General features: G+C 70.9%; 11 protein-coding genes and 1 pseudogene. 8 read left to right on the plus strand and 4 right to left on the minus strand.

All coding sequences use genetic code 11. The features are described from left to right. The first annotated feature begins 140 nt into the window (after positions 1 to 140). From AC07B0_RS29195 to AC07B0_RS29220, 6 genes and pseudogenes are all read left to right on the plus strand, one after another. Positions 141 to 1793, plus strand: coding sequence for a PD-(D/E)XK nuclease family protein (locus tag AC07B0_RS29195; RefSeq protein ID WP_478899258.1), 1653 nt, complete (start codon positions 141 to 143; stop codon positions 1791 to 1793). Beyond that, on the plus strand, positions 1790 to 3025 hold the full coding sequence (locus AC07B0_RS29200) for a pPIWI_RE_Y domain-containing protein (protein ID WP_468478843.1): 1236 nt from the start codon (positions 1790 to 1792) through the stop codon (positions 3023 to 3025). Before AC07B0_RS29195 ends, AC07B0_RS29200 begins: the two co-directional genes overlap by 4 nt. After that, positions 3018 to 6689: a pPIWI_RE_Z domain-containing protein gene (locus AC07B0_RS29205; RefSeq protein WP_478899260.1), complete on the plus strand. Its 3672-nt coding sequence runs from the start codon at positions 3018 to 3020 to the stop codon at positions 6687 to 6689. The genes AC07B0_RS29200 and AC07B0_RS29205 overlap by 8 nt, the downstream gene beginning before the upstream one ends. Positions 6690 to 6771: 82 nt before the next feature. After that, complete coding sequence (locus tag AC07B0_RS29210; RefSeq protein ID WP_478899261.1) at positions 6772 to 9792, plus strand: pPIWI_RE module domain-containing protein; 3021 nt, start codon at positions 6772 to 6774, stop codon at positions 9790 to 9792. A gap of 541 nt (positions 9793 to 10333) precedes the next feature. After that, positions 10334 to 10519 (plus strand): annotated as a pseudogene (locus AC07B0_RS29215) (CorA family divalent cation transporter); the annotation flags it as partial. Between the two features lie 428 nt (positions 10520 to 10947). Beyond that, positions 10948 to 12189, plus strand: coding sequence for an erythromycin esterase family protein (locus tag AC07B0_RS29220; protein WP_478899262.1), 1242 nt, complete (start codon positions 10948 to 10950; stop codon positions 12187 to 12189). Positions 12190 to 12196: 7 nt separating this feature from the next. On the opposite strand, the gene AC07B0_RS29225 is transcribed toward AC07B0_RS29220, so the two are convergent. From AC07B0_RS29225 to AC07B0_RS29240, 4 genes are all read right to left on the minus strand, one after another. Further along, entirely contained in the window at positions 12197 to 12730 is a 534-nt protein-coding gene (locus AC07B0_RS29225; RefSeq protein ID WP_478899264.1) for a hypothetical protein, read from the minus strand. 139 nt (positions 12731 to 12869) lie between these two features. Then, positions 12870 to 13733 carry a GNAT family N-acetyltransferase gene (locus AC07B0_RS29230; protein WP_478899265.1) on the minus strand — a complete coding sequence of 288 codons (864 nt, stop codon included), beginning with the start codon at positions 13731 to 13733 and terminating at the stop codon, positions 12870 to 12872. Positions 13734 to 13755: 22 nt separating this feature from the next. After that, positions 13756 to 14037 (minus strand): metal-sensitive transcriptional regulator, encoded by a 282-nt coding sequence (locus tag AC07B0_RS29235; RefSeq protein WP_356876442.1) that lies wholly within the window; start codon positions 14035 to 14037, stop codon positions 13756 to 13758. 46 nt (positions 14038 to 14083) lie between these two features. Further along, the gene (locus AC07B0_RS29240; RefSeq protein WP_478899267.1) at positions 14084 to 15079 is read right to left on the minus strand and encodes a hypothetical protein; all 996 of its coding nucleotides are present in this window, start codon (positions 15077 to 15079) and stop codon (positions 14084 to 14086) included. Between the two features lie 187 nt (positions 15080 to 15266). Here AC07B0_RS29240 and AC07B0_RS29245 point away from each other — a divergent pair, with 187 nt between their 5' ends. Then, positions 15267 to 15557, plus strand: a complete 291-nt coding sequence (locus tag AC07B0_RS29245) for a cation transporter (RefSeq protein ID WP_478899269.1) — start codon at positions 15267 to 15269, stop codon at positions 15555 to 15557. Positions 15558 to 15652: 95 nt separating this feature from the next. Beyond that, positions 15653 to 17914: a heavy metal translocating P-type ATPase gene (locus AC07B0_RS29250; protein WP_478863621.1), complete on the plus strand. Its 2262-nt coding sequence runs from the start codon at positions 15653 to 15655 to the stop codon at positions 17912 to 17914. Positions 17915 to 17920 lie beyond the last annotated feature (6 nt).

Consider the following 17920-nt stretch of genomic DNA (forward strand, 5'->3'; position numbering starts at 1 on the left):
GGGTGATCCAGACCGAGGCACAGAGTAGCGGAAACTGACGCACCCTCACGGCATCGCTTGACTTTGTTCACAGCACCACGCCATGGTTCTTCCAGAGTCGACCGAGGGACCAACCGACGACCAGCCATGAGGAGCGGCCCATGACCGCGTTCCGCAAGCCGCCACACTCCATCGGGGACAGCACCCTGCTGCGGATCGGCGCCTCGCTGGTGCGCCCCGACCCTGCCGGCTGCCCCCTGGGCCGCGCGCTGCGGGCCAGGGCCCTGGTCAAGGCGCCGGGACGGCTCCCTGCCAAGCCGGTCGAGGACTTCTCCTTCAAGCCGTTCTTCGCTCTCCTCGACGCTGTCGAACACGGCGGCCGGAGCCTCGTCGAGGCTGCTGCAGATCCGGCGAACTTCCGCAAGTGCACCCCGGTCCATGTCGCCTGGGCCCGCGAGGCCGCCCACCACTACCTGACGGCCAGGACCGACCGGGAAGCTTCGCAAGGCGCAGCAGGCCAGTCCCCCCTCCTGCCGGTCGCCCCTGCCTGGGTCGCCGGGAGCAAGAAGCTGGCGCAGCCGGATGCCCGTGGGGTGACGCAGTACGAACGCACCGTGTGGGGGCGAGGGTACGCCTCTCGGGACGGGCGTGTACGCGAGATCTGGATCCCTTCCCTGGGCACCGTGAAGCGGGACAGGCCGGCGGTGGAGATCGCCGCGGTCGCCCACGTCCTGCTGACCGGCACACCCTCCCTGACGCCGTTCGGCGCCCCTTCCAGTCCCCTCCCCGGACCTCACGTCCGGCCGGAGCGGATCCGTGTGGTCGGAGTAGGGCTCGCCGACGGAGGTACAAAGACACTCGCCGACTGGACGGCGGAGGAGACCGAGCATCGCTATCTGAGAGCCGAGGTCGCTGCCTCGATGGCCGACCTCGCCGACGCCACCGAGGCCCGCCCGAGCGCCGACTGCGTCCGCTGTGTGGGACTGCCCGACTGCGTGGCCGTCCCGCGGGTTCCGGGACTCCTCGGCGTGGCCGCCACTCCAAGGAAACGTCGCAGTCTGTCCGTCAGCGACCTTCGGGCCTACGGGAACTGCGCCGAGCAGTACCACGCCACCCGCGTACTCAAGCTCCGCGACGGACGCACTGAGAGCGCTGCCATCCGCCGGGGAAGGGCGGTTGACGCCTGGCTGAACGGGCGGCATGCAGATCCCGCCCGTGGATCCTGCCGTGCGGTGCCCCTGCCCGAGCACCTGCCCGGTCTCACAGCCGACGAGCAGTACGAAGCCCTCGCCATGCTCCACCAGCACCGGGCCCACTGCCCCTTCGACGGACTGGCCGATCACGAGACGGTCGAACCTCAACGGCGGATCGTCGCCTACGACCCACAGGCCGACGTGGTGCTCGTCGCGGACTGCGACCTGATCCACACCGACCGGGGTGGCGTGGTGGTCCGCGAGACGAAGACGACCACGAGCAGCTACACCCACGGCGGAGGACTGATGCGGCAGTACCCACAACTGGCCCTCGCTGTCCTCCTCGTCGAAGGTGGCGCCCTCGGCGGCGACGCCCTCCGCTCCCGCGTCGAACTGGAGGTGTTGCGCCCCGACGGTGCCCGCCTCGAAGAGCTCGACCCCCACGACTCGCGTACCGTCGGCCGCGCCCGTGCGCTGCTCCGCGAGCTCGTTGCCGACTGGGCCGCCGACCGCGGCTACCAGGCCGCGCCCTCCTCCGGGACCGACTGCCGCTCATGCGACGTTCACGGCTGGTGCGCCACGGGCCGCGAACGCACCAACACCGTGGACGGTGCGGCATGACCCGCCCGAACGCCCCCATGAGCGACGACTTCCTGCCACTGCCCGCCGAGGAGTGGGCCGCCCACGAGGGCGTGCCCTTGCTGAAGACGCTCGCCCAGGCGCTGCTCATCTTGGAGGACACCGCCGACCTGGAGTCCTTCACCCTGCCCTATCCCGCCGAGGCCCAGCGCGCGCTGGACCGCACGGCTCTCGCCTGCCTCGTGCGCGGTGAGGAACCACCCGCGTCGCTCGCCGAGCTGATCGACCGCTGCCGCACCCTGCCCCTCGCCGAGTGGCCCCTCGACCTGCCCGCCGACGCGGCAGGCCCGCAGGACATGCTTCTCGACCCGGTGTCGGGGAGGCCCGGTGACCTGTGCCACGAGTGGGCCGAGCGCTGTCCCGACACCGCTGCCCGGTTCCGCGACCGCATGATCGTGCACACCGCGCTGAGGCTGTGCCGGGAGCACGGCGAGGAGGAGGCGTACACAGAATTCAGGAGGCTCCTCGTGCGGCGCCCGGTGCTCACCGTTGCCGAGCTGTCGGCTCTCGGTGGAGATCTGGTCCTCGAACCCGTCCACGAACTGATCATGCGCATCTACCAGGACGTGCCCGACAGCTACCTCCGCAACGACCACTACACCACCTGCGGGCGCTGCCTGACCCTGCTGGTTCCCGTACGCGACGGCTCATGGTGGTGCGAACGGGACCGCTGCCGCCGGACCGGGCCGGCGCCGCTGGGACGACGACTGGAACGGGCGGCGACCGGACGACCGGTCCAACTCGAGCGCCCTCTGAGGCAGTTCGTCACCGGACCGGGACGGGCCGAGGCCGATCTGGAGCGACAGCTACTCGACCTGGGTCTCGATGTGCGGATGTGGCCCGGGTACGACGCTTACGACCTGTTGGTCACGTTCCCCGACGGGCACCGCTGGGCCATCGACGTCAAGGACTGGGCCCATCCCGTATTCCTCGGCCGCTCCGCCCGCCCGGTCCCCGCCGACCCGCCGTACGACGACGGGTTCTGGGTTGTTCCCCAGTACCGGGTTGCCGCCCGGCCCGGCTACCTGGCCGCCTTCGCCCGTGCCCGGCCGGCCCGCGCCCGCGGATTGCCTCTGCTCACCGACCGCGCCCTGGTCTCACGAGCCACAGCCCGGCTCCGCGAGATCGGGACCCCGCGCCCCCGCCCCCGGGCCGCAGGACTCACCACGACCCGCACGAATCGAACCACCCCCGACGGAGCCCGCCATGCGTGACCAGATCGAGTGGAACCGATCCGTCGTCCGGGAACTGAAGAGAGTCTGGTCGGGGGACCCCGGTCTCGAAGGCCTCAAACCCTCCCATCTCTGCCAGGTTGAACTGGCCCTGCACCTTCTCGAACTCGTCGCCCCGGACCAGCCCGCCGAGAGCGCATACGTCCTCCTTGGCGGATACCCGTACGCCGAGGCCGCGGGCCTGGTCACCAGCGAGGAGCATCGGACGGCCCTCATCGCCGGCCGGCATCTGCTGTGGACACTGCGCCGCAGCCACGCATGGCGTCAGGCCCTTTCCCGGTACGAGCGCGTACCTGACCGGCTACGGGCGTACCACCTGCCGGAACCCGGTGCGCAGACCCCGCCCCGGCGCATCGTCCCCACCGTTGCGGCCGACCGCCACGCTGTCTACAGCGAGGCGCTCTCGCGGGTACCTGACTTCGTGCGCCGCCCGCTGCCGCTCGCGCCGGCAGGACGCAGCGAGTTCCAGGAGGGCAACCGGGCGGCGTCGGTGCGCTTTCCGGCCGACCTGATCGAGGACGGCATCGAGGGGCACGAACTCAGCGCCGGACCTCCGGTCCGATCGGGCCCGATCGAGATCACCCGCGAACAACTCCTTGATACCGCACGGTGGATGGACGAGGTAGAGGAGGACGAGGGCGTCGAACGGCCGGGCCGCTGGGAGCAACGACTCACCGAGGTACGCATCGCCCCGCGTGACGCCGACGGCCGAGATTTCACCGAGCACGACCGCATCGTCTTGGACGGCACACTGCACCTGGTCGGCATGGTCGGGGCGGGCAAGAGCACCTTCATGGTCCTGGCCGCCGCCACCGCGGCCCGACGCGGTATGCGGACCACTCTCGTAGTGGGCGACGCAGCCGAACAGCTCAGGCTCTGCGAGCTGTTCGAAACCGTCGGGCTGCCCGCCGTCCCCGTGCTCGGCGTCTCCACCCGCGAGACCCATGTACAGCGCCTCCACCGCAGACTCGCCTCCCGCGGTCACGACAACCTCCTCGACCACCACGCGCCCGCCTTCGACAATCTCAGCACCATCTGCATCGCCGACGCCCTGCGGGCCAACGAGGCGATCGAACCACTCGCCTACAGCGATGCGCCGTGCACCCGACTGCACCCGGAGAAGGAGACGCAAGAGGCCGGGACGACTACGGAAGCCGCATCGCTGCCCGCGCCATGGCGCCCTTCGGGCGTGCAGTCGGCACCAGCCCGCCAACCCGCCGACCGGGGCCCGAACGGCACCGCCCTGGCGACTCCGCACGGCTGCCCCCTGTGGTCACGGTGCCCCCGGCACCGAGCCGCCCGCCACCAGGTCGACGGACTCATCTGGGTTGCCAACCCGTCCAGCCTCGTCCAAAGCCCTGTACCCGCGCACCTCAACGACGAACGGCTCCGCCAGCTGGAACTCGCCTGTCTGCGCAGCAACCTGGTCTTCGTCGACGAGGCCGACTCCGTCCAGATGCGCTTCGACGAACTCTTCGCTCCTTCCGCGACCCTGGTGAAGCCTGGCACCGAATCCTGGCTCGACCAGCTGCACACGCACAAGATCGAGGAGTTGAGCAGGCGTGGCAGGCTTCTGCTCGCCGACCGGGACGTGGAGCAGTGGAACGCGGCGCTCTCCGTGGTCGCCACTGCCGCCGATCGGATCTACCAACGGCTCATCTCGGACACCACCCTCCGCGAGTGGGTGGACCAGGAGTACTTCAGCCCCTGGGCCTTGCAGGAGAAGTTGATCGCGGAATGGTTCGAGCTACCGCGCCATCCGGAACACCCCGAACCCTTCGAAGGGGCAGTCGAAGACGAGCGGAGCCTCTACGAAGGGTACGAGGACGACTCGGAAGGGGCGGAGGACTCCACAGCGGCGATGCCGGAGCCCGATCCTCGTCGTGCCGCGCTCACCGCCGTCCTCGACGACTTCCGGGACGATCCGCTTGGCGACGGGGACTTCACGGACCCGCTCTCCACGACTCTGTCCGCCGCCGCGAAGGACCTGCTGTACACACTGTCGCCGGCGGCCTCCCGTACCCGGGTCCAGTCCCTGCTCGACGCGCTCCTCGCAGGAACGCCAGTCCTCGACCGTTTGACTCCGGAAGACCGGGACGAGTGGAAGCGCATCACCCGTGACCGCCTGGAGTTCGTGCTCCTCCTCTCCGTTCTCCATCAGCGCCTCGACCGGCTGACCTATCTGTGGCCCATGGTGGAAGCGGCTCTCCGCCTCGACCGGCAGGGCAAGGAACTGGCCCGCCGCGCACCGCTCGACTACGCGCCGATCATCCCCGAAGCCCCCATGGGCAACGTTCTCGGCTATCAGTACCAGCCCCAGGAGGACACCTACGACGAGGTGGGGCGCACCAGCGGCACCCTGCGCTTCTTCCGCTGCACGGGGGTCGGCCGCGAGCTGCTGCTCTCCCTCACCGGTCTCGGCGAGGACCGTGCGATCGGCCGCCCTGGCCCCAACGTCGTCCTGATGTCAGGTACCAGCTGGGCTGGGGAATCCACCCGGGCCCACATCCTCGCTCCTGTCGGCGCCGTCCTGATGCCGTCGGAGAAGTCCCTCGAAGGTGTCGGGCAGACCCGGTTCGCCACCCACTTCCTCTACGACGCCGCAGGGGAGCCCATGCGGCTCTCCGGCACCGAGCTCGAAGCTCGGATCCCCCAGGCTCGTGCCATGGCCGACCGGCTCGCCCGGCCCGGCGCCGGAGGTGCCGGCAGCGTCCTCGACCAAGAGCTCGCCCGCATCGCCGACGACCACCGCCGACGCGTCCTAGTCCTGGTCGGCAGTTATCGCGAAGCGTACGCCGTAGCCGAGACCATTGACGGACAGCGCTCGGAACGGTGGAAGGGCCGGGTCCGCGTCCTCGTGCCGGACGACGCCGACCTGGGTCACCTGCCCGGCGTGGATGGCCCGGCCCTGCTGGCAAGCCTCCGCCGGGGCGACCTCGCCGCCTTTGCCGAGGACCGCATGGCCGAGATCCTGGTGGCCCCGTTGATGGCCGTGGAACGCGGCCACAACATTCTCAACGGCCAGGGCAGGGCAGCCTTCGGCACCGCCGTCTTCCTCGCCCGGCCGCATCCCCGGCCCGACGACCTGTCCCTGTCCGTGTACGCCCTCAACGACTGGATCACCCGCTTCATCCGCGACCAATCACGCAACGACGACCTCGTGGGCCCTGCCACTTTCACCGATCTGGTCCGCAATGCGGAGAACCTGGACCAGGCAGGCCATGCGCTGCGTCAGGAAGCCCGCAAGGAATGGCGTCGGCTGCTCTCCCGCCGCTACGCCTACTCCGCCCTCCGTCCCTGGGAACAGCGCGCCTTCGCCTGGGACCAAATGGTCACCATGTGGCAGGTCATCGGCCGCCTGGTACGCGGCGGCGTACCCGCCCGGGTCCTCTTCGTGGACGCGGCCTTCGCCCCGGCCGCTGCGTGGGCTTCGGCCCCCGCGCTCAGGGCCATCGGCGGCCGTCGGCCCGGCCCCGGCCTCCTCCACGCCGTGCGGGCCGTGCTCGCCCCGTACTTCGTCGGCACTTCGTCGCCCGGAGCCGAATCCGGAGCGGCGGACCCGGCCGACGCCGCAGTCGCCCGTCTGCTGTACGCCCCGCTCTACAGCGCCCTCGGTCGGATCGACCATCTCAACCGCACCACCTGAGAACAGCACCCACGGCTCCTTCCCACACCGGACGGCAGACGCCTCGACGTCGTGCGTCCCGACCTCATAGGAAGACCCTGACATGCCCGTGAACTACCGCCGCGTGCGCACCACGGCCTGGCTCCCTGACCGCCAGGACATCTCCGTCATGGGCCGATACCGGGCCCTGCCCTTCCCCGAGGAGTGGCGCGACAGCGTCCTCGAACTCTGCAACGCCGGCCGCGACAAGGATTCCGAGCCTTGGCGCACGGCCCCCACCCGAGCCCTGGAACAGGCGATCCAGGCTTACGCCCCCGATGTCCTGGCCATGCCGCGGCCTTTCGGCTCCCGCCCCGAAGGTGACTCGGCACGCTGGCTGTACGCGGACGCCGACCTTGCCGATCCGCTGCCCCCTGAGGTCCTCGGTACTCTCATCGCCCACTGGCTCCGCGACATCCGTCCCGAACCCGAGCACCGCGGCCTGCTCCGTGAGGTGCGTGCCCAACTCGCCGCGCACACCCCGCAGTGGGAGTCCGTAGGTCGTGAACTCGTCGCGTGTGGCCACACCGACGGGGGCACCGCCGCCCCGGCCGGACACCAGTTCACGCTCACCCCCGACTGGCTGGCCCGCCGCGTGCTCGATCTCGGCCCTTACCCGTTCGAAGGCGGTGCGCTCCGGTTCCGGGCCATGCCTCGCGGGCCCCGCGACAAGGGCGCCGAACTCGTCTCTCAGCCGATTCCGTACGAGCCGGGCGGCTCCAAGGGCACGTGGTGGTTCGCGATCGTCCTCAACATCACCCTGCACACCGTCCCCTTCGACCCCCTCCCCCGCTACCACCTGCACTGGAGCATCCGCCGCTGGGCGACGCGCGTGAGCGGAAAGAGCGGGCGCCTGCACCTTCCCTATGGCAGCCGCACGACCGTACTGCTGCGCCCCAGGGTTCCTGTCCTCCCGGGCGTGCCGCTGAGCGAACGCTTCGCCGTCGCTCAGCTGGAGCGGTACCGCGACCGCGAGACGGGCACCTTCTCGGAGCGCTGGTCACACGGAGGCCCCGCCAGGCTCCTCGGTGGAGTCGTCCTCGGTGACGAACTCCCCGGTGTCGACGACCTACTCACCTCTCCCGAAAAATGGCTCACCGACGGGATGCGTGCCAGCATCGTCTACCGCACGGCGATGGGCCGTCACGAGGTGGGACCCGGTCTGATGCCGGACCAGGTCTCCCGGCTCACGGAATGGGCGGAGCAGGCGGTGCCCGAAGGGCTCGGCGCCGCACAACCCCACTCCCGGTCCGTCCTGTCTGGTAATCGCCCGGTCAATGCCCCTCCGACGAACGTGAAGCCCGAGGACAGGACTGCCGATGAGGCGCGCAGGACGGCCGAACGGCGGCGCGCCGCCGCCCTCGCGGTCTCTGCCTACAACGGCCCGGACGAAGACGACAGGCCGGTCCTCGAACTTCAGCTGGTGTGGCAGACCTCCGAGCTGCGGGAGACCACGATCTCGGCGCTCGTGGAGCTGCTCGGTCTGCCCGAGGCAGCGCCCGAACACGACGAGGCGACCCATCTCGACGCCCGTGCCGAAAGTCCCGTTGTACTGGAATGGGTCACCTCTGAACTAGCCGTCCGGCTGAACTGCTATCGGCCCGTCCACCGTCGAGCCGACGACAGCACGGTCTCGTTCACCGACGGCCTGGAGCTCCCCGAAGGACCGCGGCGTCCGGAAGCCGTCGTGTCAGCCGCTCTGTACTCCCGTCGGGCAGAGATCGCCGACTGGCTCAACGGCGTCAAGGGACGTGCGCCGAAGGCGAGCTCGCCTCCCGCGCTCGCGCTGGTAGAAATCGACCGGGCCGACGATTTCGCGAGCACCGAACATGATCCGAAGTTCGCACTGCGACTCGGCTTCGCCGACGCGGGCTACGTCACCCAGTTCCTCGCCGTACCCAAGAAGATCAAGGGTTACAACACGGTCGACAACCAGCACCACCGCGCCCGCATGGCCTGGGACGACGGGCTGCGCCAGCTCGGCGCACGGGTATATCCCGAGCTCGGCATCGCCAGTGGTCTTCCCGGCGGCCTGCGCCATGCGGCCGTCTGGATGGTCCGTAGGAACCGCACCAGTAGGAACCGGTGGGCCACCGATGTACCGGTGGCGGTCCTGGTGACCCCCGAGGGCGCGGGGCTGGCCCGGATCCAGGGGTGGGACCCGAATGCCGACGACGGCGCAGGGGCCTGGGTCCCGTACCCGACCATGCTGATCAGGCTGACCCGGCTCGCCGAGGTACGTCCTCTGCTGCCCGGGCCGCGTGACGAGGAAGACGCCCCCAAGCGCCGAAGCTGGCACGCCGACCGTGCCGAACAGCGCCGTCGCGCCGAGGAATGGCTGCAGCGAATCCGCGCCTCTCTCCGGTGCGAACCCACTCTGCTCCTGGCCGAGGCCCAGAACGCCCGCTCCCACTGGACCTGGCTCCAGGACGGCCGTACCGAACCCGACCGCATGCGGGACGGTGAGGCGGATTCCCGGCGCCTCGACCCCGATCTTCGTCTCGTGCGCGTCCGCACGGGGCGCGGCAGGGAGACCCCACAGTGGTGGGGCGTCCATCCAGGCGGCGGGGCGAACGGCATTGCAGCCGGCTTGTGGCTGCCCGCTGGTCATGGCCCCGATGGGCGGGTCTTCCACTCGGCCAACTCCAAGCCGGTGCAGTTCAAGTCTTCCGCCGTCGAAGCGGACAAGCTCGCGCCACGCCCGATCCGGATGGGCAAGCGCAAGGGTGAGCCCACCATCGACACCGGAATGGTCGGATGGACTCCTGATTTCCTGGAGATCGCAGTCCTCGGCTGCCACCTCGAAGCCGGCGACGCCCCGGAGTCCTTCGCCTCCGCAGTCCACCTGCTCCGGCAGCCCCCGGACTACCCGGAGGCTCTGTCCCTGCCGCTCCCACTGCACTTGGCGGGTCTCGGCCAGGACTACGTGCTGCCGCATCGTGCGTCTCCTGAGACCTCTTCGGAAGTCTCCGAGATCTCTGACCCGGTCAAAGACTCCGACCCTGCACAGGGCCAGGCACCGGGTCTCGAAGAGGAGGCGGACGTAGTCGAGACAGCCGACCAGCTGACGCTGTTCGACAGCTGACCACCCACGGCCAGCACCCGCATCGTGAAGCCGACCGGGTGGGTCCCCCGCTCCGCGACGACAGAGCGGGGAACGCTTTCGAGAAGATGCGGATCCGAAAGAGTCCGGGTTATGGGTGGTTGGACGGCAATCCGTTGCCGTCCACGCAGGAGGTCCTGCAGCTCCGGCCAGTGGCCGCGCTGGCGGCGGGGCGGGACCGTGAGGACGTAGCAACGCTGTTCGGGGCCGCTCAGAGCAGATGATGAGTGGTGGGCAAAGTAACAGACCGCCGGCGCCACCTCTGCCGTCTACTCCCGCCCCGCCACCACTACATCGCGTAACCCTTCCCGTCGCTCAGATCGTCGCCCGGCCAGCGGAAAGCCTCCATCCAAGCAGCCTCCGCTGGGGAGAATCCGGGGAGAATGAGGCCCGTTGGGGAGCAGCTGGGGAGGATCGGCCGTACAAACGGGCAGCACAGCGAAAGGGTCGGAAAGGCCGATCGCCGCAGGTCGGACCGACCGTTCGGGCGATTTCCGCAGGTCAGCGGTGTGAGGGTGACGACTTCAAGAAGATCTGCTCCTGGGCCGCCATCCTCTTCGCCCCCACCCTGGTCGGCACCATCTAAGGCATGAACTTCGAGACCATGCCCGAACTCCACTGGGCAGCCGGCTACCCCTTCGCGATCTTGCTAATGGCGGTGGTCTGCGTGAGCCTGTACGTCATTTTCAAGAAGCGCGACTGGCTGTAACGACCCACCTCACACGCCTGACCGGCTCTGCGCAGGCGACCATGGATCACGCCCCCAGAGTCCCCGTGGGGAGAATGCGCGGCAGAGGGTCGACCACGCACAGCGCCCCCGCCTCAACGGGGCGGCGCCCGGCGCAGTCGTCGCCTGCCGCACTCCGCAGGAACCGGCCATTCGGTCCGCCCTGTATTTCCACTGCGTGACGCACGGCCGGAAAGCCTGCGCGCAGGTCAGCGGGCCAGGCAGTCAACCAGGGACTCGCGAAGACGTGGCCGACTTGCACCCTTGCCGGCTGCCCGATCATGACGGTGCATCAGGTTCTTTCGGTGGTCGCCGCTACAACCGATGACGAACTGGCCCATGAACGTGTGAGAGAGGCCGGGGCACGACCGCGTGCCGCCCTCCCGTACGCGGTTAGGAGAGGCAAGACGGTGCCCGACGACATCTCCCGATGGCTGAACGAGCACGCCAACCCGTTGCGTACCCTGACCCCCGGCGCGCCGGTGGAGGACCTGAAACCCCTGGGCGAGGCACTGCGGGGGACACGGATCGTCGGGCTGGGGGAATCCACCCACGGCACGGGCGAGTTCTTCCGGCTGAAGCACCGCATCGTGGAGTTCCTGGTCCGCGAGGAGGGGTTCACCACCCTCGCCATGGAGGCCAGCCAGTCCGCGGCCCGCGCACTCGACGCGTACGTCCGGTACGGCACGGGCTCCCCCGAACGGCTCGTCGCCAGGCTGGGCTTCTGGACCTGGCGCACCCGCGAGATGGTCGACCTCGTCGAGTGGCTGCGCGCCCACAACCGCGATCTGCCCGAAGAGCGCCGGGTCCGCTTCGTGGGAACCGACCCCCAGCTGTGCGCCGACTCGGTCGAGGCCGTCGCCGCCTTTCTGCTCCGGGCCGCGCCCGAACAGGCCGGGCGCGTCAGCGCCTTGGACGTACTGGCCCGGGCCCGCCCGGGCACGCTTCCGGACCCGGACAAGGCCCTGATGCGACGCGCAGAGGAGATCGCCCGTCTCATCGCGGACCACGCCGAGCGGCCGGGTCCCGGCGACGACGCCGGCGAGGCTCTGGAGCACGCGCGGATCCTCGTCCGCGCCGCCGACCTGGTGACCCGGCCCTTCGAGGCCCCGGCCGGCGAGGACGGCGTGCTCGCCGCGCGTGACCGCTACATGGCCGACGCCGCCGCACGGCTCGTGGACGACGACCCCGAGGCCCGCGTCATGGTCTGGGCGCACAACGGGCACATCGCGAAGGGCACGTACGGGGACCAGGTGCCGGCCCTCGGCAGCAAACTCCGCGAACGGTACGGCGACGCCTACTACGCGCTGGCCCTCCTCTTCGGCAAGGGCTCCTTCCTGGCCCGTCGCGGCAAGGAGCGTCAGCGCCCGCCGGCCCGCCACCGCATCGGCACCGGCCTCCGCTCCCTGGAGGCCAGACTCACGCACGCCGTACCCGGCGACTACTACGCGGACTTCCGCGCCGCGGGTTCCCCCGCCGACGCCGCGCCCTGGCTGCACGCCCCGCAGGCGCAGCGCAGCTTCGGCGCCAACGTCCCACGGTTCCTCTACCGCTTGAACACCGCCCCGCTCGTCCCGGCCGAGGACTATGACGGCATCGCGTTCGTGGCACGCTCGACCTGCTCCCACCTGCTGCCCCCGGCGGAGGACTGAGGTTCCCTCACGGCCACAGGTCGAGCGCGGCGTTCAGAGTGAGCTGCCACATCGGTTCGGCACCGGTGCCGAATGCCGCGGCGAGCCCGTACCCCACGGACGCGTCGTACGGGTCCCTGGCACGCTCGGACTCGCTCTCCGCCTCCCAGTCGGCCGACACGCGCCCGTCGCCGCTCGATGTGAAGACGCCGAGCAGCCGATCGTCCCGCAACAGCCGACTGGTTCCGAGGGAGTCCGGGACCAGCAGATAGTGGCACTCCCGGGCCGCTGAGACGACCTCGACCCGGTACGAGCGCCGGGTCAGGAATCCCTTGGACGGCCGCAGGGTCTCCTGTGCACCGTCGACGAGCAGAGTGAGGTGCTCGGGGTCGCGCGTCCCGATCGGCACATGGCTCTCCGGCACTGTGTTCGGGGCCCGCCGGATGTCGACCGGCGGCAGGCCGTCCCCGCTCACGCCCAGCGTCCCGGCCTCGTGGTCGAGTTCGATCCGGACCGTGCCGAAGAGCGGATCGTCGGCGGGCACGTGCGCGTACGGATTCATCGGGACCCTTGCCTCCTGCTCGTCCTGGTGATCATCTTCCCCCAGTCGCGTCCGGACGCGGAGGGCCGGTCTCCTTTGCGGCCAGAGGCGAGCGGCGACGACGGGCTTCGGGGGTCGCGCCCGCCCGGGGCCGGGGACGTCAGGTTCGGGGGAGGTCGAGTGAGCGGTATTCGTCCAGGATGGTGAAGCCGGTGCTGTCGTACAGGCGCATCGCGACGTCGTTGCCGCCGAAGACGTTGAACATCATCGTCTCGTCGCCGCCCTGCCGGGTGGCCCATGCGCCGACCGTCATCGCGGCGCGGCCGTAGCCCTTGCCGCGGTGTTCCTCGTAGACCTCCAGCGAGAAGCCGAAGGTGACGCCGGGGAGGAAGCCGTGGTTGACCCAGCCGGTGCCGATCACCTGGCCGTCCGCCTCCATCGCGTAGAAGGCGTGCCCCGGGGTCAGGTAGCCCTGCGGGAGGTGGCGGGCGAAGTCCTCGTCGGACTTCGCCTTGGCCTGCTCCCGGGTCAGGGATCCGGCCCGGACGATGTCCTCGATGTACGCGTCCTCCTCGCCGGCGTACCAGGCCGGGTACTCCGCCTCCGTCAGGCGACGGACCGTCAGCTCGGATGGGAGGGACGGCTGTTCGGGTACCGCGCGCTTGCGGATCTGCTGCTGGACGGTGTAGTCGGCGAAGGGTCCCGCCGCGCCTCCTGCCAGCCGTACCTCCACCCGCTGCGCGCCGTTCTCCGCGCACCAGCGCTCGGCCCACTCGCGTCCCTGAGTGGCCGTCAGGTCGTGGATGCGGCCCACGGTCACGCCGTTGGCCTCCCGCACGCCGACGGCGACCCAGCCGGTGCCGTCGGTGGCGACCGTCCAGCCGTCGATTCCCTCCGTCGCCCGTTCCAGCAGGGCCCGCGCCAGTGGCTCCGAGCAGCCCGCGGCCCGGTAGCCGTCCAGTACCCGCTCTTCGAAGCCGCCCCGCCAGTCGTCCCGGTCGGTGACGATCGCCATCCCGTTCATCCCCTCACCCTAGACAACGGGTTCACGAGCGGACCATGCGGGCGATGGCGCGGGACGCTTCGTCGACCTTGTCGCGGGCCCCGTCGCCGCCTTCGGCGACGGCGGCGGCCACGCAGGAGTTGAGGTGGTCCTCCAGTACGGCCAGTCCGAAGGACCGGAGGGCTTCGGTGGCGGCGCTGAGCCGGGTGAGCACGTCGATGCAGTAGGTCTCCTCCTCGACCATGCGTTGCAGGGCGCGCACGTGGTCTTCGAGGCGGCGCAGGCGCTTGAGGACGTCGTCCTTGTGTGCGGTGTATCCGTGCACGGCGATCCCTTTCCTCCGTCGGAGCCGGCCGCCCGGCGGACCGCGGTCAGTGGGAGTGGGCGCCGGATTCGGACGAAGGGGTGCCGGAGGGGGTGCCCGCGGGGCTGCCGGCGGGCGTGCTCGCGGGAGAGTCCGCGGCCGGGGCCGCCCCGCCTCCCGCGTTCACCGTGAAGGCGGCCGTGCGGACCTTGCCCTCGTGCTGGAAGTCGAGGAAGAGCCGGTAGGAGCCGGCGCTCGGGGCGGTCGCCGTGAAGGAGACGTCGGGGCCGGGGCCGCCCTCGTTGGGGTGGACGTGGAGGTAGGCCAGGTCTCCGTCTCGGAGGGCGACGAGGTGGCCGTACGCCCCGAGGTACGGTTCGAGGTTCGTGACGGGCTTGCCGTCCTTGCTGACCGTGAGCTTGAGTTCGCCCGCCTTGCCCGGGTCGAGGGTTCCGCCCAGCGCGACCCGGTACCCGTCCACGTCCGTGGTGTTCGCGGCCGGGGGCAGCGGGTTGGGTGCGTACGCGCCGGGGACCGAGAGGTCCGCGCCGAGGGTGACGCCCTTCGCGCCCTCCGCCGCCGGGGCGAAGTCGGCGAAGGCCTTGTAGCCGCCCGCCGCCGGCAGGTCGACCGGCGTCGACCAGGTGCCGTCGGCGGCCCGTACCGGGTGGAGGTGGCGGTACACGGTGAGGTCGCGCGAGGCGACGATGAAGTGCAGTTCCTTGCCGTGTTCGGTCTTGAAGGCGGTGACCTTGCGGCCCGAGGCGTCCTTGATCGAGAACCTGAGCTCGCCGACGCCCCCTTCGACGCGCGGTGTGTCGAGGCTCAGCGCGTAGCCGCCCTCGGACACCTGGAGCCCGCCGGCGGCCGGGGCCTGGGCGGCCTCCTCGTGCCCGCCGTGTCCGGCGTCGGCGCCGGCCGGCGCCTGGGCGGCCGCGTGGCCTCCGTGTTCCGCCTTGGCGGGTGAGCCCACGGGGCCGACGCCCGCTCCGACCCCGTACGCGGCCCCGAAGGCCGCCGCGAGCGCGGCGGCAAAGGTGGCGGTCTTCACTCCGGTGTTCATGGCTGCTCTCCCGTACGACGTAGTGCCGCGTCCAGCGGTTCCGTGACTTCACCATACCCCTGGGGGGTATCAAGTCAAGCCGTGGGATCCCTTGCGGGACCATACCACCGGGGGGTATACCTAAGAGCGGTCCTGGATACCCCCACCGGGTATCCGGACACCCTCTGAACCGATCAAGGAGAGTTCCATGTCTTCCTGCTGCACCCCCGACGGCAGCTGCGGCACGAACGCCGGAGCGGCCACGACCGCGACGGCCCTCGTAGACACCACCGCCACCGTCTACCGCGTGTCCGGCATGAGCTGCGGACACTGCAGGACCGCCATCACCGCGTCGGTCGGCGCGCTCGACGGGGTCCTCTCCGTGGACGTGGACGTGGACGGCGGCCTGGTCACCGTGAAGACAACCGGCGCCCCCGACGACGCCGCGATCGGTGCCGCGATCGACGACGCCGGCTACGAGCTGACCGGCCGGGCCTGACGCTCCGCCCGGCCCCCGACCCACCCGGCCGCCGGGACCCGGTCCGTCCACCGGGCCCCGGCCCCCACCCCGCGCTCGAACGAGGAGCAGCCCTCATGACCACCATCACTCCCGGCGCCGCCCAGGTCGAGCTCGCCATCGGCGGCATGACCTGCGCCTCGTGCGCGGCCCGCATCGAGAAGAAGCTCAACCGCATGGACGGCGTCGAGGCCACCGTCAACTACGCCACCGAGAAGGCGAAGGTCACCTTCGACGCCGACATCTCCGTCGCGGACCTGATCGCCACCGTCGAGGCCACCGGCTACACCGCGCAGGAGCCGGCTCCGCCCCGTACGGAGGGCGGGTCCGGCGCCGGCGGGGCCGATGCCGAAGAGGCGGACGAGCTGCTCCCGCTGCGGCAGCGCCTGGTCACCGCCGTCTCCCTCGCCGTGCCCGTCATCGCGATGGCCATGGTTCCGGCGCTCCAGATCGACTACTGGCAGTGGCTGTCGCTGACGCTGGCCGCGCCGGTCGTCACGTACGCCGCCTGGCCGTTCCACCGCGCCGCCTGGACCAACGCCAAGCACGGCGCGGCCACGATGGACACGCTGATCTCCGTGGGCACGACCGCCGCCTTCCTGTGGTCGCTGTGGGCCCTGTTCTTCGGCACCGCGGGCACCCCCGGCATGACCCACGCCTTCGAGTTCACCATCGCCCGCACCGACGGCGCCGGGAACATCTACCTGGAGGCGGCGGCCGGGGTCACCGCCTTCATCCTGGCCGGCCGCTACTTCGAGGCCCGCTCCAAGCGCAAGGCCGGCGCCGCCCTCAAGGCTCTGCTGGAACTGGGCGCCAAGGAGGTCACGGTGCTGCGCGGCGGCAGCGAAGTCACCGTCCCGACGGCCGACTTGCAGGTCGGGGACCGCTTCCTGGTCCGGCCCGGCGAGAAGATCGCCACCGACGGCACCGTCGTCGAGGGCTCCTCCGCCGTGGACGCCTCCATGCTCACCGGCGAGTCCGTCCCGGTCGAGGTCTCCCTCGGGGACGCCGTCACCGGAGCCACCCTCAACGCCGGCGGCCGCCTGGTCGTCGAGGCCACCCGGGTCGGCGCCGACACCCAACTGGCCCGGATGGCCAAGCTGGTGGAGGACGCCCAGAACGGCAAGGCCGCCGCGCAGCGCCTCGCCGACAAGATCTCCGCGGTGTTCGTCCCGGTCGTCATCGGCCTCGCCCTGGCCACGCTCGGGTTCTGGCTCGGCACCGGCTCCGGCCTGGCCGCGGCCTTCACCGCCGCCGTCGCCGTACTGATCATCGCCTGCCCCTGCGCCCTCGGGCTGGCCACCCCGACCGCCCTCATGGTCGGCACGGGTCGCGGCGCGCAGCTCGGCATCCTGATCAAGGGCCCCGAGGTCCTGGAGACCACGCGCAAGGTCGACACCATCGTCCTGGACAAGACCGGCACCGTCACCACCGGCCGGATGACCCTGCTCCGGGTGCACACCGCGCAGGGCGTGGACGAGAACGACGTACTGCGCCTGGCCGGTGCGCTGGAGCACGCCTCGGAGCACCCGATCGCCCAGGCCGTGGCGGCCGGCGCGGCCGCGAGGGTCGGCGCCCTGCCGGCCCCCGAGGACTTCGCCAACGTGCCCGGGCTCGGCGTGCAGGGCGTCGTCGACGGACACGCGGTCCTCGTCGGCCGCGAGAAGCTGCTCGCCGAGTGGGCGATGGCCCTGCCCACGCACCTGGAGCGGGCGAAGGCCGAGGCCGAGGCCGCCGGGCGCACCGCCATCGCCGTCGCCTGGGACGGGGAGGCGCGGGCCGTCCTGGAGGTCGCGGACGCGGTCAAGGACACCAGCGCCGAGGCGATCCGCCGGCTGCGCGCCCTGGGCCTCACGCCGATCCTGCTGACCGGCGACAACAAGGCCGTCGCGGAGTCCGTCGCGGCCGAGGTCGGCATCGACGAGGTCATCGCCGAGGTGATGCCGCAGGACAAGGTCGACGTCGTCAAGCGGCTCCAGTCCGAGGGCCGCAGCGTCGCGATGGTCGGCGACGGGGTCAACGACGCGGCCGCGCTCGCCCAGGCCGACCTGGGCCTGGCCATGGGCACGGGCACCGACGCGGCCATCGAGGCCGGCGACCTGACGCTCGTACGGGGCGACCTGCGGGCGGCGGCCGACGCCATCCGGCTCGCCCGCAAGACGCTCGGCACCATCCGCTCGAACCTGTTCTGGGCGTTCGCGTACAACGTGGCCGCCCTGCCGCTCGCCGCGGCGGGACTGCTCAACCCGATGATCGCGGGAGCGGCCATGGCCTTCTCCTCGGTGTTCGTCGTCGGCAACAGCCTGCGTCTGCGCGGCTTCCGGGCCGCCACCAACTGAGGAGCT

Source organism: Streptomyces sp. NPDC044704 (assembly GCF_056433525.1).